This is a genomic window from Burkholderia sp. DN3021 (assembly GCF_049805555.1).
GTDB classification, from domain to species: Bacteria; Pseudomonadota; Gammaproteobacteria; order Burkholderiales; family Burkholderiaceae; genus Burkholderia; species Burkholderia pyrrocinia_C.
Map to the genome: position 1 here is coordinate 1 of NZ_JBNCAB010000008.1, position 14,664 is coordinate 14,664.

Consider the following 14,664-nt stretch of genomic DNA (forward strand, 5'->3'; position numbering starts at 1 on the left):
TGCAAACCGTTCGTCTGGACCGCCTCAGCCGACTCCATCCTCGAAAAGCTGCATAGACTTTGTTCGCGAATCAGCGGAACGGGACACTAGCCACTCGGCGACCGCGCTGCCGGCCAGCGGCGCAATCACCGGCGACAGCGCCATGCCGGCCGAGATACGACCGAGCATCGTGGCCTGCATCGCGGTCGGAAAGCGCTCGCGCACGACGACGCGCCCGATCACGGTTCCGCTGCAGCCGCCGAGCGCCTGGAAGATGCGTGCGGAGATGATCGCCGGGATGCTAGTCGACAGCGCACAGGCAACGCTCGCGATCACGTAAAGGCACAGGCCGCCGATGAGAACGGGACGGCGGCCGTACCGATCGGACAGCGGCCCCGACACCAGCATCGAAAGCGCATAGCCGATCATGTACAGGGTCAGCGTGAGCTGCAACTGGGCGTCGGTGCCGTGCAGCGCGTCCGCCATCGCAGGCAGCGACGGCAGGTATGCATCGATCGTGACCCGCGGCAGGCACACGACGAGCATCAACAGGAACAGCCAGCCCCGTTGGGGCAAGGAACGCGTCTTCATGCGGTGAGTCCGTCTCCGGTCGAATGGGTGTGGTTGGTGTGGTCGACAGCAATCTAAGGGGAAAGTGATATAAGCTGAAGGGCCATTAAATCGACTATCCGCTAGACCACTATGTCGCGAGGCAAAGCCGCGATTCCGCTTGATCTGCCGCGCCCCGCGGGGCTGTCGACCGTCAGCCAGCAATCGAAGCAGGCGTGCATTGCCGACGCGATTCGCGACGCGATCCTGAAGCGCCTGCTTCCCGGCGACGGCCCGCTGCCGTCCAGCCGGACCCTTGCCGCACGCTGGGGCGTCGCAAGGGGAACCGTCGAAGCGGCGTACGACCTTCTGTGCTCCGAGGGCTACATCGCACGCACGCGCGGCTCCGGGTCGCGGGTCTGCGCGGTGGTGCCGGACAGCTATCTGCGCGCGGCCGGGCAGTCGCGCGACGGCAGCCCCCACCGCCCCGACACGCGCCGCGCGCCGGCCGGCGCGACCGATGCGGCCGCGCCGGAACATGGCGTGCGCCCCGGCGTCCCGTTCGTCGCGCGCCTCGCCGATCCCGGCCTGCTGCCGATGCAGCAATGGAAGAAGGCGCTCGGCGCAAGCCTGCTTGCCGCGACGGCAAACGACCTCGGGGCGACGCCTGCGCAAGGCGTCGAAAGCCTGCGCGCCGAAATCGCCGCGTACCTGCGGGAATACCGCGGCATCCCGTGCGACGCCGGCGACATTTTCATCACGACCGGCATCCGGCATTCGATCGATCTCGTCGCGCGAACGCTGCTTACGCCCGGCTCGACGGTGCTGATGGAAGATCCCGGCTATGCGTCGGCCTGGCAGATTTTCACGATGGCCGGTGCGACCGTGATCGACGTGCCGGTCGATCGGGAAGGGATCGACACGTCGTCACTGGATCGCCATCCCGGTGCGCGCGCAGCGTACGTGACGCCCGCCCATCAGGCGCCGCTCGGCGTCACGATGTCGGTGTCGCGCCGGCTCGAACTGCTCGACTGGGCGCAGCGCAACCGTGCGTGGATCATCGAAGACGACTACGACGGCGAATTCAGTTACCAGACCGCTCCGCTGCCGGCGCTGAAATCGCTCGACACCTGCGATCGCGCGATCTACTGCGGCTCGTTCAACAAGACGCTGTTCTCGGGGCTGCGCATCGGCTTCATGGTCGTGCCGGCGGAACTGCGGCCGATGCTGTCGGCCGTGTGGCATGCGACCGCGCGCTCCGTCGGCGTGGCGCCCCAGCTCGCGCTGGCCCGCTTCATCGCGCAAGGCGATTTTGCGAAGCACCTGCGCGCCAGCCGCCACGCGTACCGTCAGCGGCGCGACATCGTGCTCGACCAGTTGGCGAAGCACGCCGGCGGGCAGTACACGGTGTCTGGCGAGCACGCGGGGTTTCATTTCGTGCTGTGGTTGCCGCCCGGGATGGACGACGCATCGTACGTCGCGCAGGCCCGCGCGGCTGGCATCGCGTTGCAGACGATCCACGGATTCTGCCGAAGCGCCGAGTGCGAAGCGGGCGTCGTCGTCGGGTATTCGGCGCTGACGGCCGCGCACGCGCGGCATGGCGGCCGGATCCTCGGCAAGCTGCTGGCGCAACCCGCATAACCGTCATCGCCGCGTCCCGCGGCGACTCCCCCCTCCCATCAAACCGCCCCGCGCGCCGCAAAAACCGCGGCCGCCGTCGTTTCGACCTCGGGAAATCCATGACACAAAGGACGCGATTGTGAACGGAAATGAAAGCAGGCTGAAAGTGCCCCGCAATTAACATCCGCGTCACTCGAACAACATCAATGCGTAACTGGAGGAAGACATGCCGTTTGCACCGAAGCACCTCGCCGCCGCGCTGGCGATCGTCCTGGGCACTGCCGCCGGCAGCGCCGTCGCGCAGGTTCCGGCCGGGTATCCGGGTAACTACCAGGGCGTGATCGACGCCGCGAAGAAGGAAGGCAAGCTGATCGTCTACTCGACGACCGACACGGGCCTCGTGCGTCCGCTGATCAAGGACTTCGAAAGCCTGTACGGCGTGAAGGTCGAGTACAACGACATGAACAGCACGGAGCTGTACAACCGCTACATCAGCGAGAACGCGGCGAGCAGCACCAGCGCCGACGTGCTGTGGAGCGCGGCGATGGACCTGCAGGTGAAGCTCGTCAACGACGGCCTGATGGCGTCCTACGATTCGCCCGAAAGCGCGAACGTGCCGCAGTGGGCGCAATACCAGAAACAGGCTTACGGCACGACGTTCGAGCCGCTCGCGATCGTCTACAACAAGCGCCTGATTCCCGAAAACGAAGTGCCGAAAACGCGCGCCGACCTGATCAAGCTGCTCACGTCGCAACCCGACAAGTTCAAGGGCAAGGTCACGACCTACGACGTCGAGAAATCGGGCGTCGGCTTCAACGCGCTGACGCAGGACGCGCACCTGAACGAGAAGGTCACGTGGGAGCTCGTGAAGGCGATCGGCGCGACCGGCCCGAAGCTGCAGTCGAGCACGGGCGCGATGATGGAGCGGATCTCGTCGGGCGAGAACCTGATCGGCTACAACATCATCGGTTCGTACGCGTACGCGAAAGCGAAGAAGGACAAGTCGATCGGCTACGTGTTTCCGAAGGACTACACACAGATCGTGAGCCGCCTCGCGACGATCTCGAAGAAGTCGAAGAACCCGAACGCCGCGAAGCTGTGGGTCGACTACCTGCTGTCGAAGCGCGGCCAGACGTTGATCGCGGACCAGGCGAACCTGTATGCGATCCGCACGGACGTCACGGGCGAAACGTCGGCCGCGAGCCTGACGAAGGAGCTCGGCGATTCGCTGAAGCCGATCCAGATCGGCACCGGCCTGCTCGTCTATCTCGACCAGTCGAAGCGCCTTGCCTTCCTGAAGCAATGGCAGCAGGCGATCAAGCGCTGATCCGCTGACTGCCGGCCGCCCGCCGCGCATCGCGCGGGCGGCCGCTTCCCCTTACCGACTTCCTAGAGGCGGCCATCCGGATGGCCGCAGGGGCGAACTCATGCTTTCAACCAGCACACGCTCAACGGCGCCGGCCGTTGCGCCCACCACCGGCCAGCGCGGCGCGATTCCCCCGCTGCCGGTCAACAGCCTGCAGCCGCTTGCCGGCATGCTGCGCTGGATCGTCGTCGCGGTACTGACCATCGCGGTCGCGCTGCCGCTCGGCTTCATCCTGTTCCAGAGCCTGTTGTCCGCGCCGTTCTTCGACGCGAACAAGACGCTCGGCATCGAAGGTTTCCGCTTCATCTTCAGCGATCCCGATTTCTGGTCGGCCGTGAAGAACTCGTTCATCATCGCCGGCGGGATGCTGTTCATCTCGATCCCGCTCGGCGGCATCCTCGCGTTCCTGATGGTGCGCACCGACCTGCCCGGCCGCCGCTGGCTCGAACCGCTGCTGCTCACGCCCGTGTTCGTGTCGCCGATGGTGCTCGCGTTCGGCTACGTGGTCGCGGCCGGCCCGGTCGGTTTCTACTCGGTGTGGTTCAAGGAACTGTTCGGGGTGCAAAACGTGCCCTGGAACGTCTATTCGATCTTCGCGATCACGGTGATCGTCGGCCTCACGCACGTGCCGCACGTGTATCTGTATTCGTCGGCCGCGCTGCGCAACCTCGGCTCGGATGTCGAGGAAGCCGCGCGCGTGACGGGCGCCCGTCCGTTCCGCGTCGCGCTCGACGTAAGCCTGCCGATGACGATGCCCGCGCTGCTATTCGCCGGCGTGCTCGTGTTCTTCCTCGGTTTCGAGGTGTTCGGGCTGCCGCTCGTGCTCGGCGATCCGGAAGGCCACCTCGTGCTCGCGACCTATCTGTACAAGCTGACCAACAAGCTCGGCGTGCCGTCGTATCACCTGATGGCCGCGGTCGCGGTGTGCATCGTCGCGATCACGTTCCCGCTCGTGCTGCTGCAGCGCCGCCTGCTGAAAACGGCCAACCGCTTCGTCACGGTGAAGGGCAAGGCCGGCCGCGCAACGGTGCTGCCGCTCGGCGTGTGGCGCTGGGTCGCGCTCGCGATCGTCGCGCTGTGGCTGATGCTGACCGTGATCGTGCCGATCTCGGGCATCGTGCTGCGCGCGTTCGTGACCAACTGGGGAGAAGGCGTCGCGCTCGCCGAAGTGCTGACGCTGTCGAACTTCATCGAGCTGTTCGAACAGGACAACCTGGTGCGCGCGATCGTCAACACGCTCGGCATCGGCGTGATCGGCGGTGCGCTCGCGGTCGGCTTCTACTCGCTCGTCGCATTCGCCGGCCACCGCCGCCCCGACTGGGCGACCAAGCTGCTCGACTATCTGGTGCTGCTGCCGCGCGCGGTGCCGGGCCTGCTCGCCGGTCTCGCGTTCCTGTGGATCTTCCTGTTCGTCCCCGGCCTGCGCGAGCTGAAGAACTCGATGTGGAGCATCTGGATCGCGTACACGGTCGTATGGCTCGCGTACGGGATGCGGCTCATCCAGAGCGCGCTGCTGCAGGTCGGCCCCGAGCTCGAGGAAGCCGGCCGCAGCGTCGGCGCGACGCGCAGCCGCGTGTCGCTCGACGTGACGCTGCCGCTCGTGCGCTTCGGTCTGCTCGCCGCGTGGCTGCTGATCTTCATGATCTTCGAGCGCGAATACTCGACGGCCGTCTACCTGCTGTCGCCCGGCACCGAAGTGATCGGCGCGCTGCTCGTGTCGCTGTGGGCGACCGGCGCCGTCGACCAGGTCGCCGCGCTTTCTGTCATCAACATCGCGATGGTCGGCGCCGGTCTCGGCGTGGCCCTGCGTTTCGGAGTGAAACTTCATGGATAAGCTCATCGTCGACGATCTGCATCTCAGCTACGGCGCCAATCCGATCCTCAAGGGCGTGTCGTTCGAACTGAAGGCCGGCGAAGTCGTGTGCCTGCTCGGCGCATCGGGCAGCGGCAAGACCACGCTGCTGCGCGCGGTGGCCGGCCTCGAACAGCCGTCCGACGGCCGCATCCAGCTCGACGACCGCGTGTTCTTCGACGGCGCGAAGCGCGTCGACCTGCCCGTCGAGCAGCGCTCGCTCGGCCTCGTGTTCCAGTCGTACGCGCTGTGGCCGCACCGCACCGTCGCCGAGAACGTCGGTTACGGGCTGAAGCTGCGTCGCGTCGCACCCGCCGAACAGAAGCGCCGCGTGCAGACCGCGCTCGACCAGCTCGGCCTCGGCCATCTCGCGGAACGCTTTCCGCATCAGCTGTCGGGCGGCCAGCAGCAGCGCGTCGCGATCGCGCGCGCGCTCGTCTACAACCCGCCGGTGATCCTGCTCGACGAGCCGCTGTCGAACCTCGACGCGAAGCTGCGCGAGGAAGCGCGTGCGTGGCTGCGCGAGCTGATCGTGTCGCTCGGGCTGTCGGCACTGTGCGTGACGCACGACCAGACCGAGGCGATGGCGATGTCCGACCGCATCCTGCTGCTGCGCAACGGCCGCATCGAGCAGGAAGGCACGCCGGCCGAGCTGTACGGCGCGCCGCGCTCGCTGTACACGGCCGAGTTCATGGGCAGCAACAACCGGATCGACGCGCGCGTCGCCGCGATCGACGGCGAATGCGTGACGCTTGCCGGCGACGGCTGGGAAATCCGCGCGATGGCGCGCGACACGTTCGCGCCGGGCCAGGACGCGCAGGCCGTGATCCGCCTCGAACGCGTGCAGGTCGCCGACGGCCCTGGCGCGAACCGGCTGCAGGCCGACCTCGTCACGTCGATGTATCTCGGCGACCGCTGGGAATACCTGTTCCATTGCGGCGACATGCGCCTGCGCGCGTTCGGCCACGTGCCGCGCGCGGCCGGCAAGCACTGGCTCGAATTCCCGACCAACGACTGCTGGGCGTTCGCGAAAGCGGGCTGACCCGATCGCGGCGGCCCGCGCGCCGCCGCGCCTGCACGCCGCACGCCGCACGCCGCGCGCATCGCGTCATGCGACGACATGCAGGTCAGGCGGACGTCTTGCGGCGCCCGCCACGGCCCGTTGCGCGCAGCACCTGTTTCACCCAACCCACAAGAACCAAGGAGACACCGTCAATGAAGTCACGCGCAGAACGTTCGATTCGCACAGTAGTCCTCACGAGCTCGACCGCCGCGGCCTGCATCGCCGCGCCCGCCGCGCACGCGCAGTCGTCCGTCACGATGTACGGGATCATGGATGCCGGCATCGAATACACGAACCACGCGGCGCCGCAGGGCGGCAACTCGTTCAAGCTGAAGTCCGGCAACAAGAACACGTCGCGCTGGGGCCTGCGCGGCGTCGAGGATCTCGGCGGCGGGCTGAAGGCGATCTTCCGCCTCGAAAGCGGGATCGATCTCGCGAACGGCGCCTTCGACGACGGCCCCGACTCGATCTTCGCGCGCCGCGCGACGGTCGGCCTGAAAGGCAAATGGGGCGAGCTGTCGCTCGGCCGCAACTTCACCGTCACCTACGACTACATGCTGCCGTTCGACCCGATGGGTTACGCGCAGAACTACTCGTGGGCAACCTCGTCGATGGCGACGGGCGGCCGCAAGGACGGCCTGTTCACGCGCTCGTCGAATGCGGTGCGCTACGACGGCGAATTCAGCGGCTTCAAGTTCGGCGCGCTGTACGGCTTCGGCAACGTGCCGGGCAGCGTGAAGACCAGCTCGAAATACGATTTCGCGCTCGGCTACGAGACCGGCCCGTTCGCGGCAGCGGTCACGTTCGACCGACAGAACGGCGCGGCCGACAGCGTCACGCCGGCCGATACGGTCAACTACATCCAGGGCATCCACGCGGGCCTGAGCTACGACTTCGGCAACCTGAAGACGATGGCCGGTTATCGCAATTACAAACGCACGTTCCGCACGACGGCGGCGAACCAGTTGAGCGACATGGTCTGGGTCGGCGGGTCGTACCAGTTCACGCCGACGTTCTCGCTGATCGCGGCCGTCTATCACCAGAACATCAAGGGCGGCACCGACGCCGATCCGACGCTGGTGTCGCTGCGCGCGCAGTACGCGCTGTCGAAGCGCACGGTGCTGTACGCGGCCGGCGCGTTCGCGATCGCGAAGCACGATCAGAAGGTCGGCGTGTCGCGCGACGTCAACGGTTATGGCACGACGCAGGTCGGCGTGACGGCGGGGATTCAGCAGCGGTTCTGAGCCCGACGCGGCGGGTGTCCACGGGCGTCTGCCGCCCGCGGCCGCCCTGCTTTCCCCCCACACGCGGCGGCATCACGACGGATGGCCGGTCGTCGCCGCGCGGCTCGTTCATCGCGCTGAGTCCGGCCCGCTGCGGTTCGGTCGCCGCTCACGCGCCGTGCATCATGAACACCGGACGCACGAGACTGTTTGCATCGCCCCAGTGTTCGCCTACAGCCGACAACGGCACGGTACGAGTCTCGATCGCGAGGCCCGCCGGCCCGGCCGCGTCGAACACGCCGCGCACGGAGTCCAGCAAACGCGGCAGCGGCACGCTGCCGAGGCCGCTGCCCATCAATTCGATTGCGGTTGCGCGCAGCACCGCGCCCGGCAGCAGCACGTCCGCGCCGCCGATCGAGCCGATCTGCACGAAACGCAGCCGGCGGCCATCGGGCGCCGCCTTCGCCGCGGCAACCAGCAGCGTCTGCGCACTGGCACCCCACAGATAGTCGAGCCCGACATCCACGCCCGCGCGGAAATGTGGTTCGAGCGCTCGCGCCAGTTGCACGTCGTCCTGCTGCAGCGACACGACAGCATCCGCGCCGGCGTTCAGCAAAGCGTCCAGCGCGACCGCGTTGCGGCCTGTCGCGATCACCTTCGCAGCGCCGAGATGCTTCGCGACCCGCACCGCCAGCCGGCCCGACGTACCCGTTGCGCCGTTGACGAGCACCGTCTCGCCCGCGACGAGCCGCGCACGTTCGGTCAGCGCGGCCCACGACGACATCCCGGGAATCGCGATCGCCGCGGCCGTGACGTCGTCGAGCGCGGCCGGCAGCGGCACGCACTGCGTGTCGGGCGCGATCGTGCGTTCGGCCATTGCGCCGAACGGCGCCGGCGCACCGAAGAAATAGACGCGCTGCCCGTCGTCGAGACGGCCGACGCCATCGACGCCCACGACGAACGGGTATTGCCCGCCGGACGAATAATGCGTGCCCGATGCGCGCCCCTGCGCCAGCCGGCTCAACGCGGATGCCGTCACGTCGATCAGACGGTGGCCCGGCATCGAGCGCGGCGGTTCGAATTCCATATAAACGGGGCGCTCGCCGGCGCCCTTCACGACTGCGGCTTTCATGGTGGCTCCTTGATTCGGGGATCTCGATCGACGGTTGCGACGGTTGCGGCGGACGTCAGCGCGCGTCGAGCCACGCGCGCAGCGCCGGATCGCGCACTTCCATCACGTCGAACAGGCCGAGCGCGCGCAGCGCGGGCAACGCATCGATCGCGTCGGCTTCCGCGCGTGCCCGGTCGGCGGGCGTGGCGCCGGGATCGGTCAGCACGCGCGCGTTGACCAGAAACGCGCCGACGGTGCCCTTGCGGATCGTCGTTCCGCCGGCATCGATCCGGTCGGCATGGTCGGGAAGCATCTGTTCGGCTCGCATCGCGTCGTACTCCGGTTGTCATCGATGGACGCAGTGTAGGCGTGCGAAGCCGGCCGATCTCCGGTATAACAGCCATTCGATACCGCTATCCGGCCATGTCCGATCCGCTCCTGCCCGCCCGATTCGTCACGTCCGACGACGGCCCGTTCGTCGTCGCCGCCGTCCTGTCGCAACGCGACCCGCGCGTGACCGCGCCGCACTCGCATGCGCGCGGCCAGCTCGTCGGTGCGCTGAGCGGGCTGCTGACGATCGGTCTCGACGACCGGGACTGGGTCGTGCCGGCGATCCACGCAATCTGGATTCCGCCGCATTGCCGGCATTCGCTGCGTTCGTTCGGGCCGATTTCCGGCTGGTCGGCGTTCGTCGCCGAAGCACGCTGCGCGGAGTTGCCGGATACGCCGCGCGCGATCCGTGCGTCGCCGCTGCTGCGCGAAGCGGTGCAGCGCGCGGCAAGCTGGGGCGATTCGGAACTCGATGCCGCGCAGACGCGAATCGCCGACGTGATCCTCGATGAAATTGCTGCTTCGGAAGTCGAATCGCTAAGCCTCGCGCGGCCGCGCGACGCGCGGCTCGTGCGCATCACCGACGCGCTGGCCACGAACCTCGCGGACAACCGGCGGCTGGAAGAATGGGCCGAATGGGCCGGCATCGGCGCACGAACGATGAGCCGCCGCTTCGTCGCGGAGACGGGGCTGACGTTCGCGCAGTGGCGTCAGCAGGCAAGGCTGCTGCGGGCGCTGGAGCGAATCGCCGACGGCGTGCCGGTGACGACGATCGCGCTCGATCTCGGGTACGACAACGTGAGCGCGTTCATCGACATGTTCCGGCGCGCGCTGGGGACGACGCCGGGGCGGTATATGGACGTAGCAAGATCAGCAGTCGGAACAATGGTAAGTCAGTCGTAACCCATCCACAGGGCTTGCGCCTGCGCACTCAATTCCGCCATCGCATCCACGATCTCTGCCCCGCAACGCGTCAGGGCAACGGCGCGGACACATCGACGAGCCGCCGCACCGCGATATGGGATCGCATTCGATGCAAGCGATGTCATCCGGTCCTTTTGCGAAACCTTGTGCCAATTCCCCGATTCGTCAGGCAGTGCCTCTGCGTTACTTGGCATATCTGCCACGGCCCCTCGCTCAATATGTCGTGTCACCGTTCTTTTCCGTCGGTCGAGATTCACCCTTGAACTGCGCCGCGAGCCGCTCCGCACTCCTCGCCAGCAGCGTCGTATCGACCCCGACCGCGACGAACAGCGCACCCGCTTCCAGATACCGCCGTGCCGCCGCTTCATCCGCACTCAGAATACCGGGCGCCTTGCCCGCCGCCTTGATCGTCCGAATCGCGCCGTCGATCGCGGCCTGCACGTCCGGGTGCCCCGGATTGCCGAGATGCCCGAGATCGGCCGCAAGATCGGCCGGCCCGATGAACACGCCGTCGACACCTTCGACGCACGCAATCGCGTCGATCGCATCGAGCCCCGCGCGCGTCTCGACCTGCACGAGCACGGCCATCTCGTCGTTCGCGCGATGCAGGTAGTCGCCGACGCGATTCCATCGCGACGCACGCGCCAGCGCGCTGCCGACGCCGCGCATCCCGTGCGGCGGGTAACGCGTCGCGGCAACGGCCGCGCGCGCTTCGTCGGCGCTCTGCACCATCGGCACCAGCAGCGTCTGCGCGCCGAGGTCGAGCACCTGCTTGACGATCACCGGATCGTTCCACGGCACGCGCACGACCGGATGCGACGGATACGGTGCGATCGCCTGCAGTTGCGCGAGGATCGTCGGCACCGTGTTCGGCGCATGCTCGCCGTCGATCAGCAGCCAGTCGAAACCGGCGCCCGCGACGACTTCGGCACTGTACGGGTTCGCGAGGCCGAGCCACAACCCGACCTGCGCGTCGCCGCGCGCGAGCGCGGCCTTGAAGACATTCGAAGGAATCCGCATCGCTCGCTCACTCGAAGTAGCACTGGATCGTCCCGAGCGGGCCGTAGTCGACGCTGAACGTGTCGCCCGGCCGCGCCGCGCACGGCCGCGTGAACGAGCCGCCGAGCACGATCTGCCCGGGTTCCAGCGCGACGTCGAAACGCGACAGACGATTCGCGAGCCACGCGACGCCGTTCGCCGGATGATTCAGCACGCCGGCCGCGACGCCCGTTTCCTCGACCACGCCGTTGCGCGACATGATCGCCGCGACCCAGCGCAGGTCGACGTCCTGCGGCCGCACCGGCCGCCCGCCGATCACGACGCCCGCGTTCGCCGCGTTGTCGGCGATCGTGTCGAACACCTTGCGCGGCCGTTTCGTATCGGGGTCGATCGACTGGCTGCGCGCGTCGATGATCTCGAGCGCGGGCACGACGTAATCGACTGCGTCGTACACGTCGAAGATCGTGCAGTTCGGGCCCGAAAGCCGCTTGCCGAGCACGAACGCGAGTTCGACCTCGACGCGCGGCACGATGAAACGACCGGTCGGGATCGTGCCGCCGTCCGCGAAGAACATGTCGTCGAGCAGCGCGCCGTAGTCGGGTTCGTCGATCTGCGACGTGTTCTGCATCGCCTTCGACGTGAGGCCGATCTTGTGCCCCTTCAGCGTGCGGCCTTCCGCTAGCTTGAGGGTCACCCACGCGCGCTGGATCGCGTATGCGTCGTCGATCGTGATGTCGGGATGGTCGAGCGAGATCTGGCGGATCTGCTTGCGCTCGCGCTCGGCGTCGTGCAGACGTTGCGCGAGCTGGTCGATGATGGCGGTTTCGAGCATGGTCGGATCGGGAATGGGGTCAGCCGGCTCGCTTGTAGCGGGCGTGGATGTTGTTGTGCTTGTACGAGCCGCTTTCGCTGAACTCGGTCAGCTCCATCGACAGCGCGAGATAGCGTTTCGCGTACAGCTCGGCGAAATGCGCCTTGATCGCGTCGAACAGCGCGTCGCACGCGGCTTTCTTCGTGTCGTCGCTGCGGCCCGAGCCGATCTTCAGCGTCACGTGGACGAACGCGTCGTCCTCCGTGCCGTCGGCGACGCAGTAGTCCTGCAGCTCGATCGCGCGCGACCGGATGCCGCCGGTCGGGAACACGCCGCCCTGCGCGATCAGTGTTGCATTGATCGTGCGCAGCAGCGCGGGAATGCGCGCGTCGTCGCGGATATTCGCGGTGTATTCGACGACGATGTGAGGCATGGCAAGTCTCCGGTCGGATGTTCGATGCGGGGCCGCGGCGTTCAGGGCAGCGGGAAGATCGCGTTGATCTGCCCCGTGCCCGAACTCGCGAAATAGTCGGTGACGATCTCGACCGGCTTGTCGTAGCGATCCCAGCCGAGCAGGCCGAGCAGCATCGCCGTGTCGTGCATGCCGCCTTCGCCGTGGCAATGCGTGTTGTACTCGGGCAGCATCGCGCAGAACGTCTTGAAATCGCCCTGCTTCCACAGCTCGACCACGCGCAGGTCGACCTGCCGGAAGAATTCGCGGCTGATCTGGTGGATCGATTCCTCGGGGCTGCCGTTGTCGTTGAAGCGGTGCGACAGCGAGCCGCTCGCGAGGAACGCGACGTTCGAATCGCTTTTCCCGATCGCTTCGAGCAACGCCTCGCCGAAGCGCCGGCTTTCGTCGAGCGTGTGCCACATGCACCAGCCGGCGATCGACACGACCTTGAAGTGCTGGTCGCCGTTCATGTAGCGCATCGGCACGAGCGTGCCGTATTCGAGTTCGAGGCTGTCGATCTCGTGTGCGCGCGTCGCGATCCCGCGTGCGCTGGCCGTCTCGGCGATCAGCCGGCCGAGCGCCGGATTGCCCGGATACGCGTACTGCATGTCGCGGATGAAATGCGGCAGCTCGTTGCTCGTGTACGTGCCCGAGAACCGCGCATTGCAGTTCACGTGATAACCCGCGTTGACGAGCCAGTGCACGTCCGACACGACGATCGTGTCGACGCCGAGCGCACGGCAGCGCTCGCCGATCAGTTGATGGCCGCGGATCGCCGCTTCGCGGCAGCCGTGATGCCTGCCGGGCATTTCCGACAGGTACATCGACGGCACGTGCGTGATTTTCGCGGCGAGGGACAGTTTGCCCATCGTTCAAGTCTCCATATCGTTCGTGCTTCCGGCGAAACGACCCGCGCCCGTTACACGCCCCAGCGCGGAATGTGATGCGAACCCATCGAGATGCACACGTTCTTGATCTCCGCGAACACCTCGAAACTGTACTCGCCGCCCTCGCGCCCGGTGCCCGACTCCTTCACGCCGCCGAACGGCTGGCGCAGGTCGCGCACGTTCTGGCTGTTCACGAACACCATCCCGGCCTCGATGCCGCGCGCGAGGCGATGCACCTTGCCGACGTCCTGCGTCCAGATGTACGACGCGAGGCCGTACGACGTGTCGTTCGCGAGCCGCAGCCCTTCTTCCTCGTCCTCGAACGGAATCAGGCACGCGACCGGCCCGAAGATCTCTTCCTGCGCGATACGCATCCGGTTGTCGACGTCGGCGAACACGGTCGGCCGCACGAAGTTGCCGTTGCGCAGATGCTCGGGCAGGCCCGCCGGCTTGTCCGCGCCGCCCGCGACCACGCGCGCGCCTTCCTGCTCGCCGATGCGGATATAGCCGGTCACCTTCTCCCAGTGCTGGCGCGTGATCATCGCGCCGAGCTGCGTGGCCGGATCGGACGGATCGCCGACCACCAGGTTGTTCGCGCGGCGCGAAAATTCCTGCACGAAGCGGTCGTAGATCGTGCGCTGCACGAAGATCCGCGAGCCCGCGGTGCAGCGTTCGCCGTTGATCGAGAAGATCGTGAACAGCGACGCATCGAGCGCACGATCGAAATCCGCGTCGTCGAAAATCAGCACCGGCGACTTGCCGCCGAGCTCCATCGAATACTTCTTGAGGCCCGCGCGCTCCATGATCCGCTTGCCCGTGACCGTGCCGCCGGTAAACGACACCGCACGCACGTCCGGATGCCGCACGAGCGCGTCGCCGGCGGTCGCGCCATAGCCCTGCACGACGTTCAGCACGCCGGGCGGAATGCCGGCTTCGAGCGCGAGCCGGCCGAGCTGGTCGGCCGTCAGCGGCGACAGCTCCGACATCTTCAGCACGGCCGTGTTGCCGAGCGCGAGGCACGGCGCCGTCTTCCAGGTGGCCGTCATGAACGGCACGTTCCACGGCGACACCAGCGCGCACACGCCGACCGGCTGGTACAGCGTGTAGTTCAGCATCTGGTCGTCGACCGGATAGGTGCGGCCATTCATCTGCACGCACACTTCCGCGAAGAAGTTGAAGTTCTCGGACGCGCGCGGAATCAGCTGCTTGCTCGTCTGCGCGATCGGCAGGCCGGTGTCCTGCGTCTCCAGCGCCGCGAGCATCGGCACGTTCTTCTCGATCAGCTCGCCGAGCTTGCGCATCAGCTTCGCGCGCTCCTTCGCCGGCGTGTTCGCCCATTTCGGGAATGCTTCCTTCGCCGCGCGCACGGCCGCGTCGACTTCGGCCTCGCCGGCCGACGCGACGTCGGTGATCACGTCGCCCGTCGCGGGATTCAGCGTCGTGAAGGTCTCGCGGCTCTCGACTTCGCGGCCGTCGATCCAGTGCTTGATGGTCAT

13 protein-coding genes and 1 pseudogene are annotated in these 14,664 nt (G+C 67.1%); 6 read left to right on the forward strand and 8 right to left on the reverse strand.

Features of this window, described 5'->3' with window-relative positions:
* Window positions 1-87: 87 nt before the first annotated feature.
* Window positions 88-570: pseudogene (locus ACPUER_RS06630) on the reverse strand (MFS transporter); the annotation flags it as partial.
* A gap of 111 nt (window positions 571-681) precedes the next feature.
* On the opposite strand from ACPUER_RS06630, the gene ACPUER_RS06635 reads away from it, so the two are divergent.
* From ACPUER_RS06635 to ACPUER_RS06655, 5 genes are all read left to right on the forward strand, one after another.
* On the forward strand, window positions 682-2,169 hold the full coding sequence (locus ACPUER_RS06635) for a PLP-dependent aminotransferase family protein (protein ID WP_425130682.1): 1,488 nt from the start codon (window positions 682-684) through the stop codon (window positions 2,167-2,169).
* A 205-nt stretch (window positions 2,170-2,374) separates the two neighbouring features.
* The gene (locus tag ACPUER_RS06640; protein ID WP_425130683.1) at window positions 2,375-3,475 is read left to right on the forward strand and encodes an ABC transporter substrate-binding protein; all 1,101 of its coding nucleotides are present in this window, start codon (window positions 2,375-2,377) and stop codon (window positions 3,473-3,475) included.
* 100 nt (window positions 3,476-3,575) lie between these two features.
* Window positions 3,576-5,348, forward strand: coding sequence for an ABC transporter permease (locus ACPUER_RS06645; protein WP_175958997.1), 1,773 nt, complete (start codon window positions 3,576-3,578; stop codon window positions 5,346-5,348).
* Entirely contained in the window at window positions 5,341-6,408 is a 1,068-nt protein-coding gene (locus ACPUER_RS06650; RefSeq protein WP_105389920.1) for an ABC transporter ATP-binding protein, read from the forward strand. The genes ACPUER_RS06645 and ACPUER_RS06650 overlap by 8 nt, the downstream gene beginning before the upstream one ends.
* Window positions 6,409-6,581: 173 nt before the next feature.
* A complete protein-coding gene (locus tag ACPUER_RS06655; protein WP_425130684.1) occupies window positions 6,582-7,673 on the forward strand; it encodes a porin in 1,092 nt (363 codons plus the stop codon).
* Between the two features lie 148 nt (window positions 7,674-7,821).
* Here the strand turns inward: ACPUER_RS06655 and ACPUER_RS06660 are convergent, their stop codons facing one another.
* Window positions 7,822-8,784, reverse strand: a complete 963-nt coding sequence (locus ACPUER_RS06660) for a quinone oxidoreductase family protein (protein ID WP_425130685.1) — start codon at window positions 8,782-8,784, stop codon at window positions 7,822-7,824.
* Between the two features lie 55 nt (window positions 8,785-8,839).
* Window positions 8,840-9,091: a hypothetical protein gene (locus ACPUER_RS06665; RefSeq protein WP_034179673.1), complete on the reverse strand. Its 252-nt coding sequence runs from the start codon at window positions 9,089-9,091 to the stop codon at window positions 8,840-8,842.
* Between the two features lie 95 nt (window positions 9,092-9,186).
* Between ACPUER_RS06665 and ACPUER_RS06670 the strand changes: the two genes are divergently transcribed.
* On the forward strand, window positions 9,187-9,996 hold the full coding sequence (locus tag ACPUER_RS06670; protein ID WP_310139739.1) for a helix-turn-helix transcriptional regulator: 810 nt from the start codon (window positions 9,187-9,189) through the stop codon (window positions 9,994-9,996).
* 234 nt (window positions 9,997-10,230) lie between these two features.
* Here the strand turns inward: ACPUER_RS06670 and hpaI are convergent, their stop codons facing one another.
* The 5 genes from hpaI to hpaE are packed head-to-tail and all read right to left on the reverse strand — an operon-like array spanning window position 10,231 to window position 14,664.
* Window positions 10,231-11,037, reverse strand: coding sequence for a 4-hydroxy-2-oxoheptanedioate aldolase (hpaI, locus tag ACPUER_RS06675; RefSeq protein ID WP_175958992.1), 807 nt, complete (start codon window positions 11,035-11,037; stop codon window positions 10,231-10,233).
* Window positions 11,038-11,044: 7 nt separating this feature from the next.
* Window positions 11,045-11,848 carry a 2-oxo-hept-4-ene-1,7-dioate hydratase gene (hpaH, locus tag ACPUER_RS06680; protein WP_175942057.1) on the reverse strand — a complete coding sequence of 268 codons (804 nt, stop codon included), beginning with the start codon at window positions 11,846-11,848 and terminating at the stop codon, window positions 11,045-11,047.
* 19 nt (window positions 11,849-11,867) lie between these two features.
* Entirely contained in the window at window positions 11,868-12,260 is a 393-nt protein-coding gene (locus ACPUER_RS06685) for a 5-carboxymethyl-2-hydroxymuconate Delta-isomerase (RefSeq protein ID WP_034179677.1), read from the reverse strand.
* A 41-nt stretch (window positions 12,261-12,301) separates the two neighbouring features.
* The gene (hpaD, locus tag ACPUER_RS06690) at window positions 12,302-13,150 is read right to left on the reverse strand and encodes a 3,4-dihydroxyphenylacetate 2,3-dioxygenase (RefSeq protein ID WP_175958990.1); all 849 of its coding nucleotides are present in this window, start codon (window positions 13,148-13,150) and stop codon (window positions 12,302-12,304) included.
* 50 nt (window positions 13,151-13,200) lie between these two features.
* Entirely contained in the window at window positions 13,201-14,664 is a 1,464-nt protein-coding gene (gene hpaE, locus ACPUER_RS06695; RefSeq protein WP_204422810.1) for a 5-carboxymethyl-2-hydroxymuconate semialdehyde dehydrogenase, read from the reverse strand.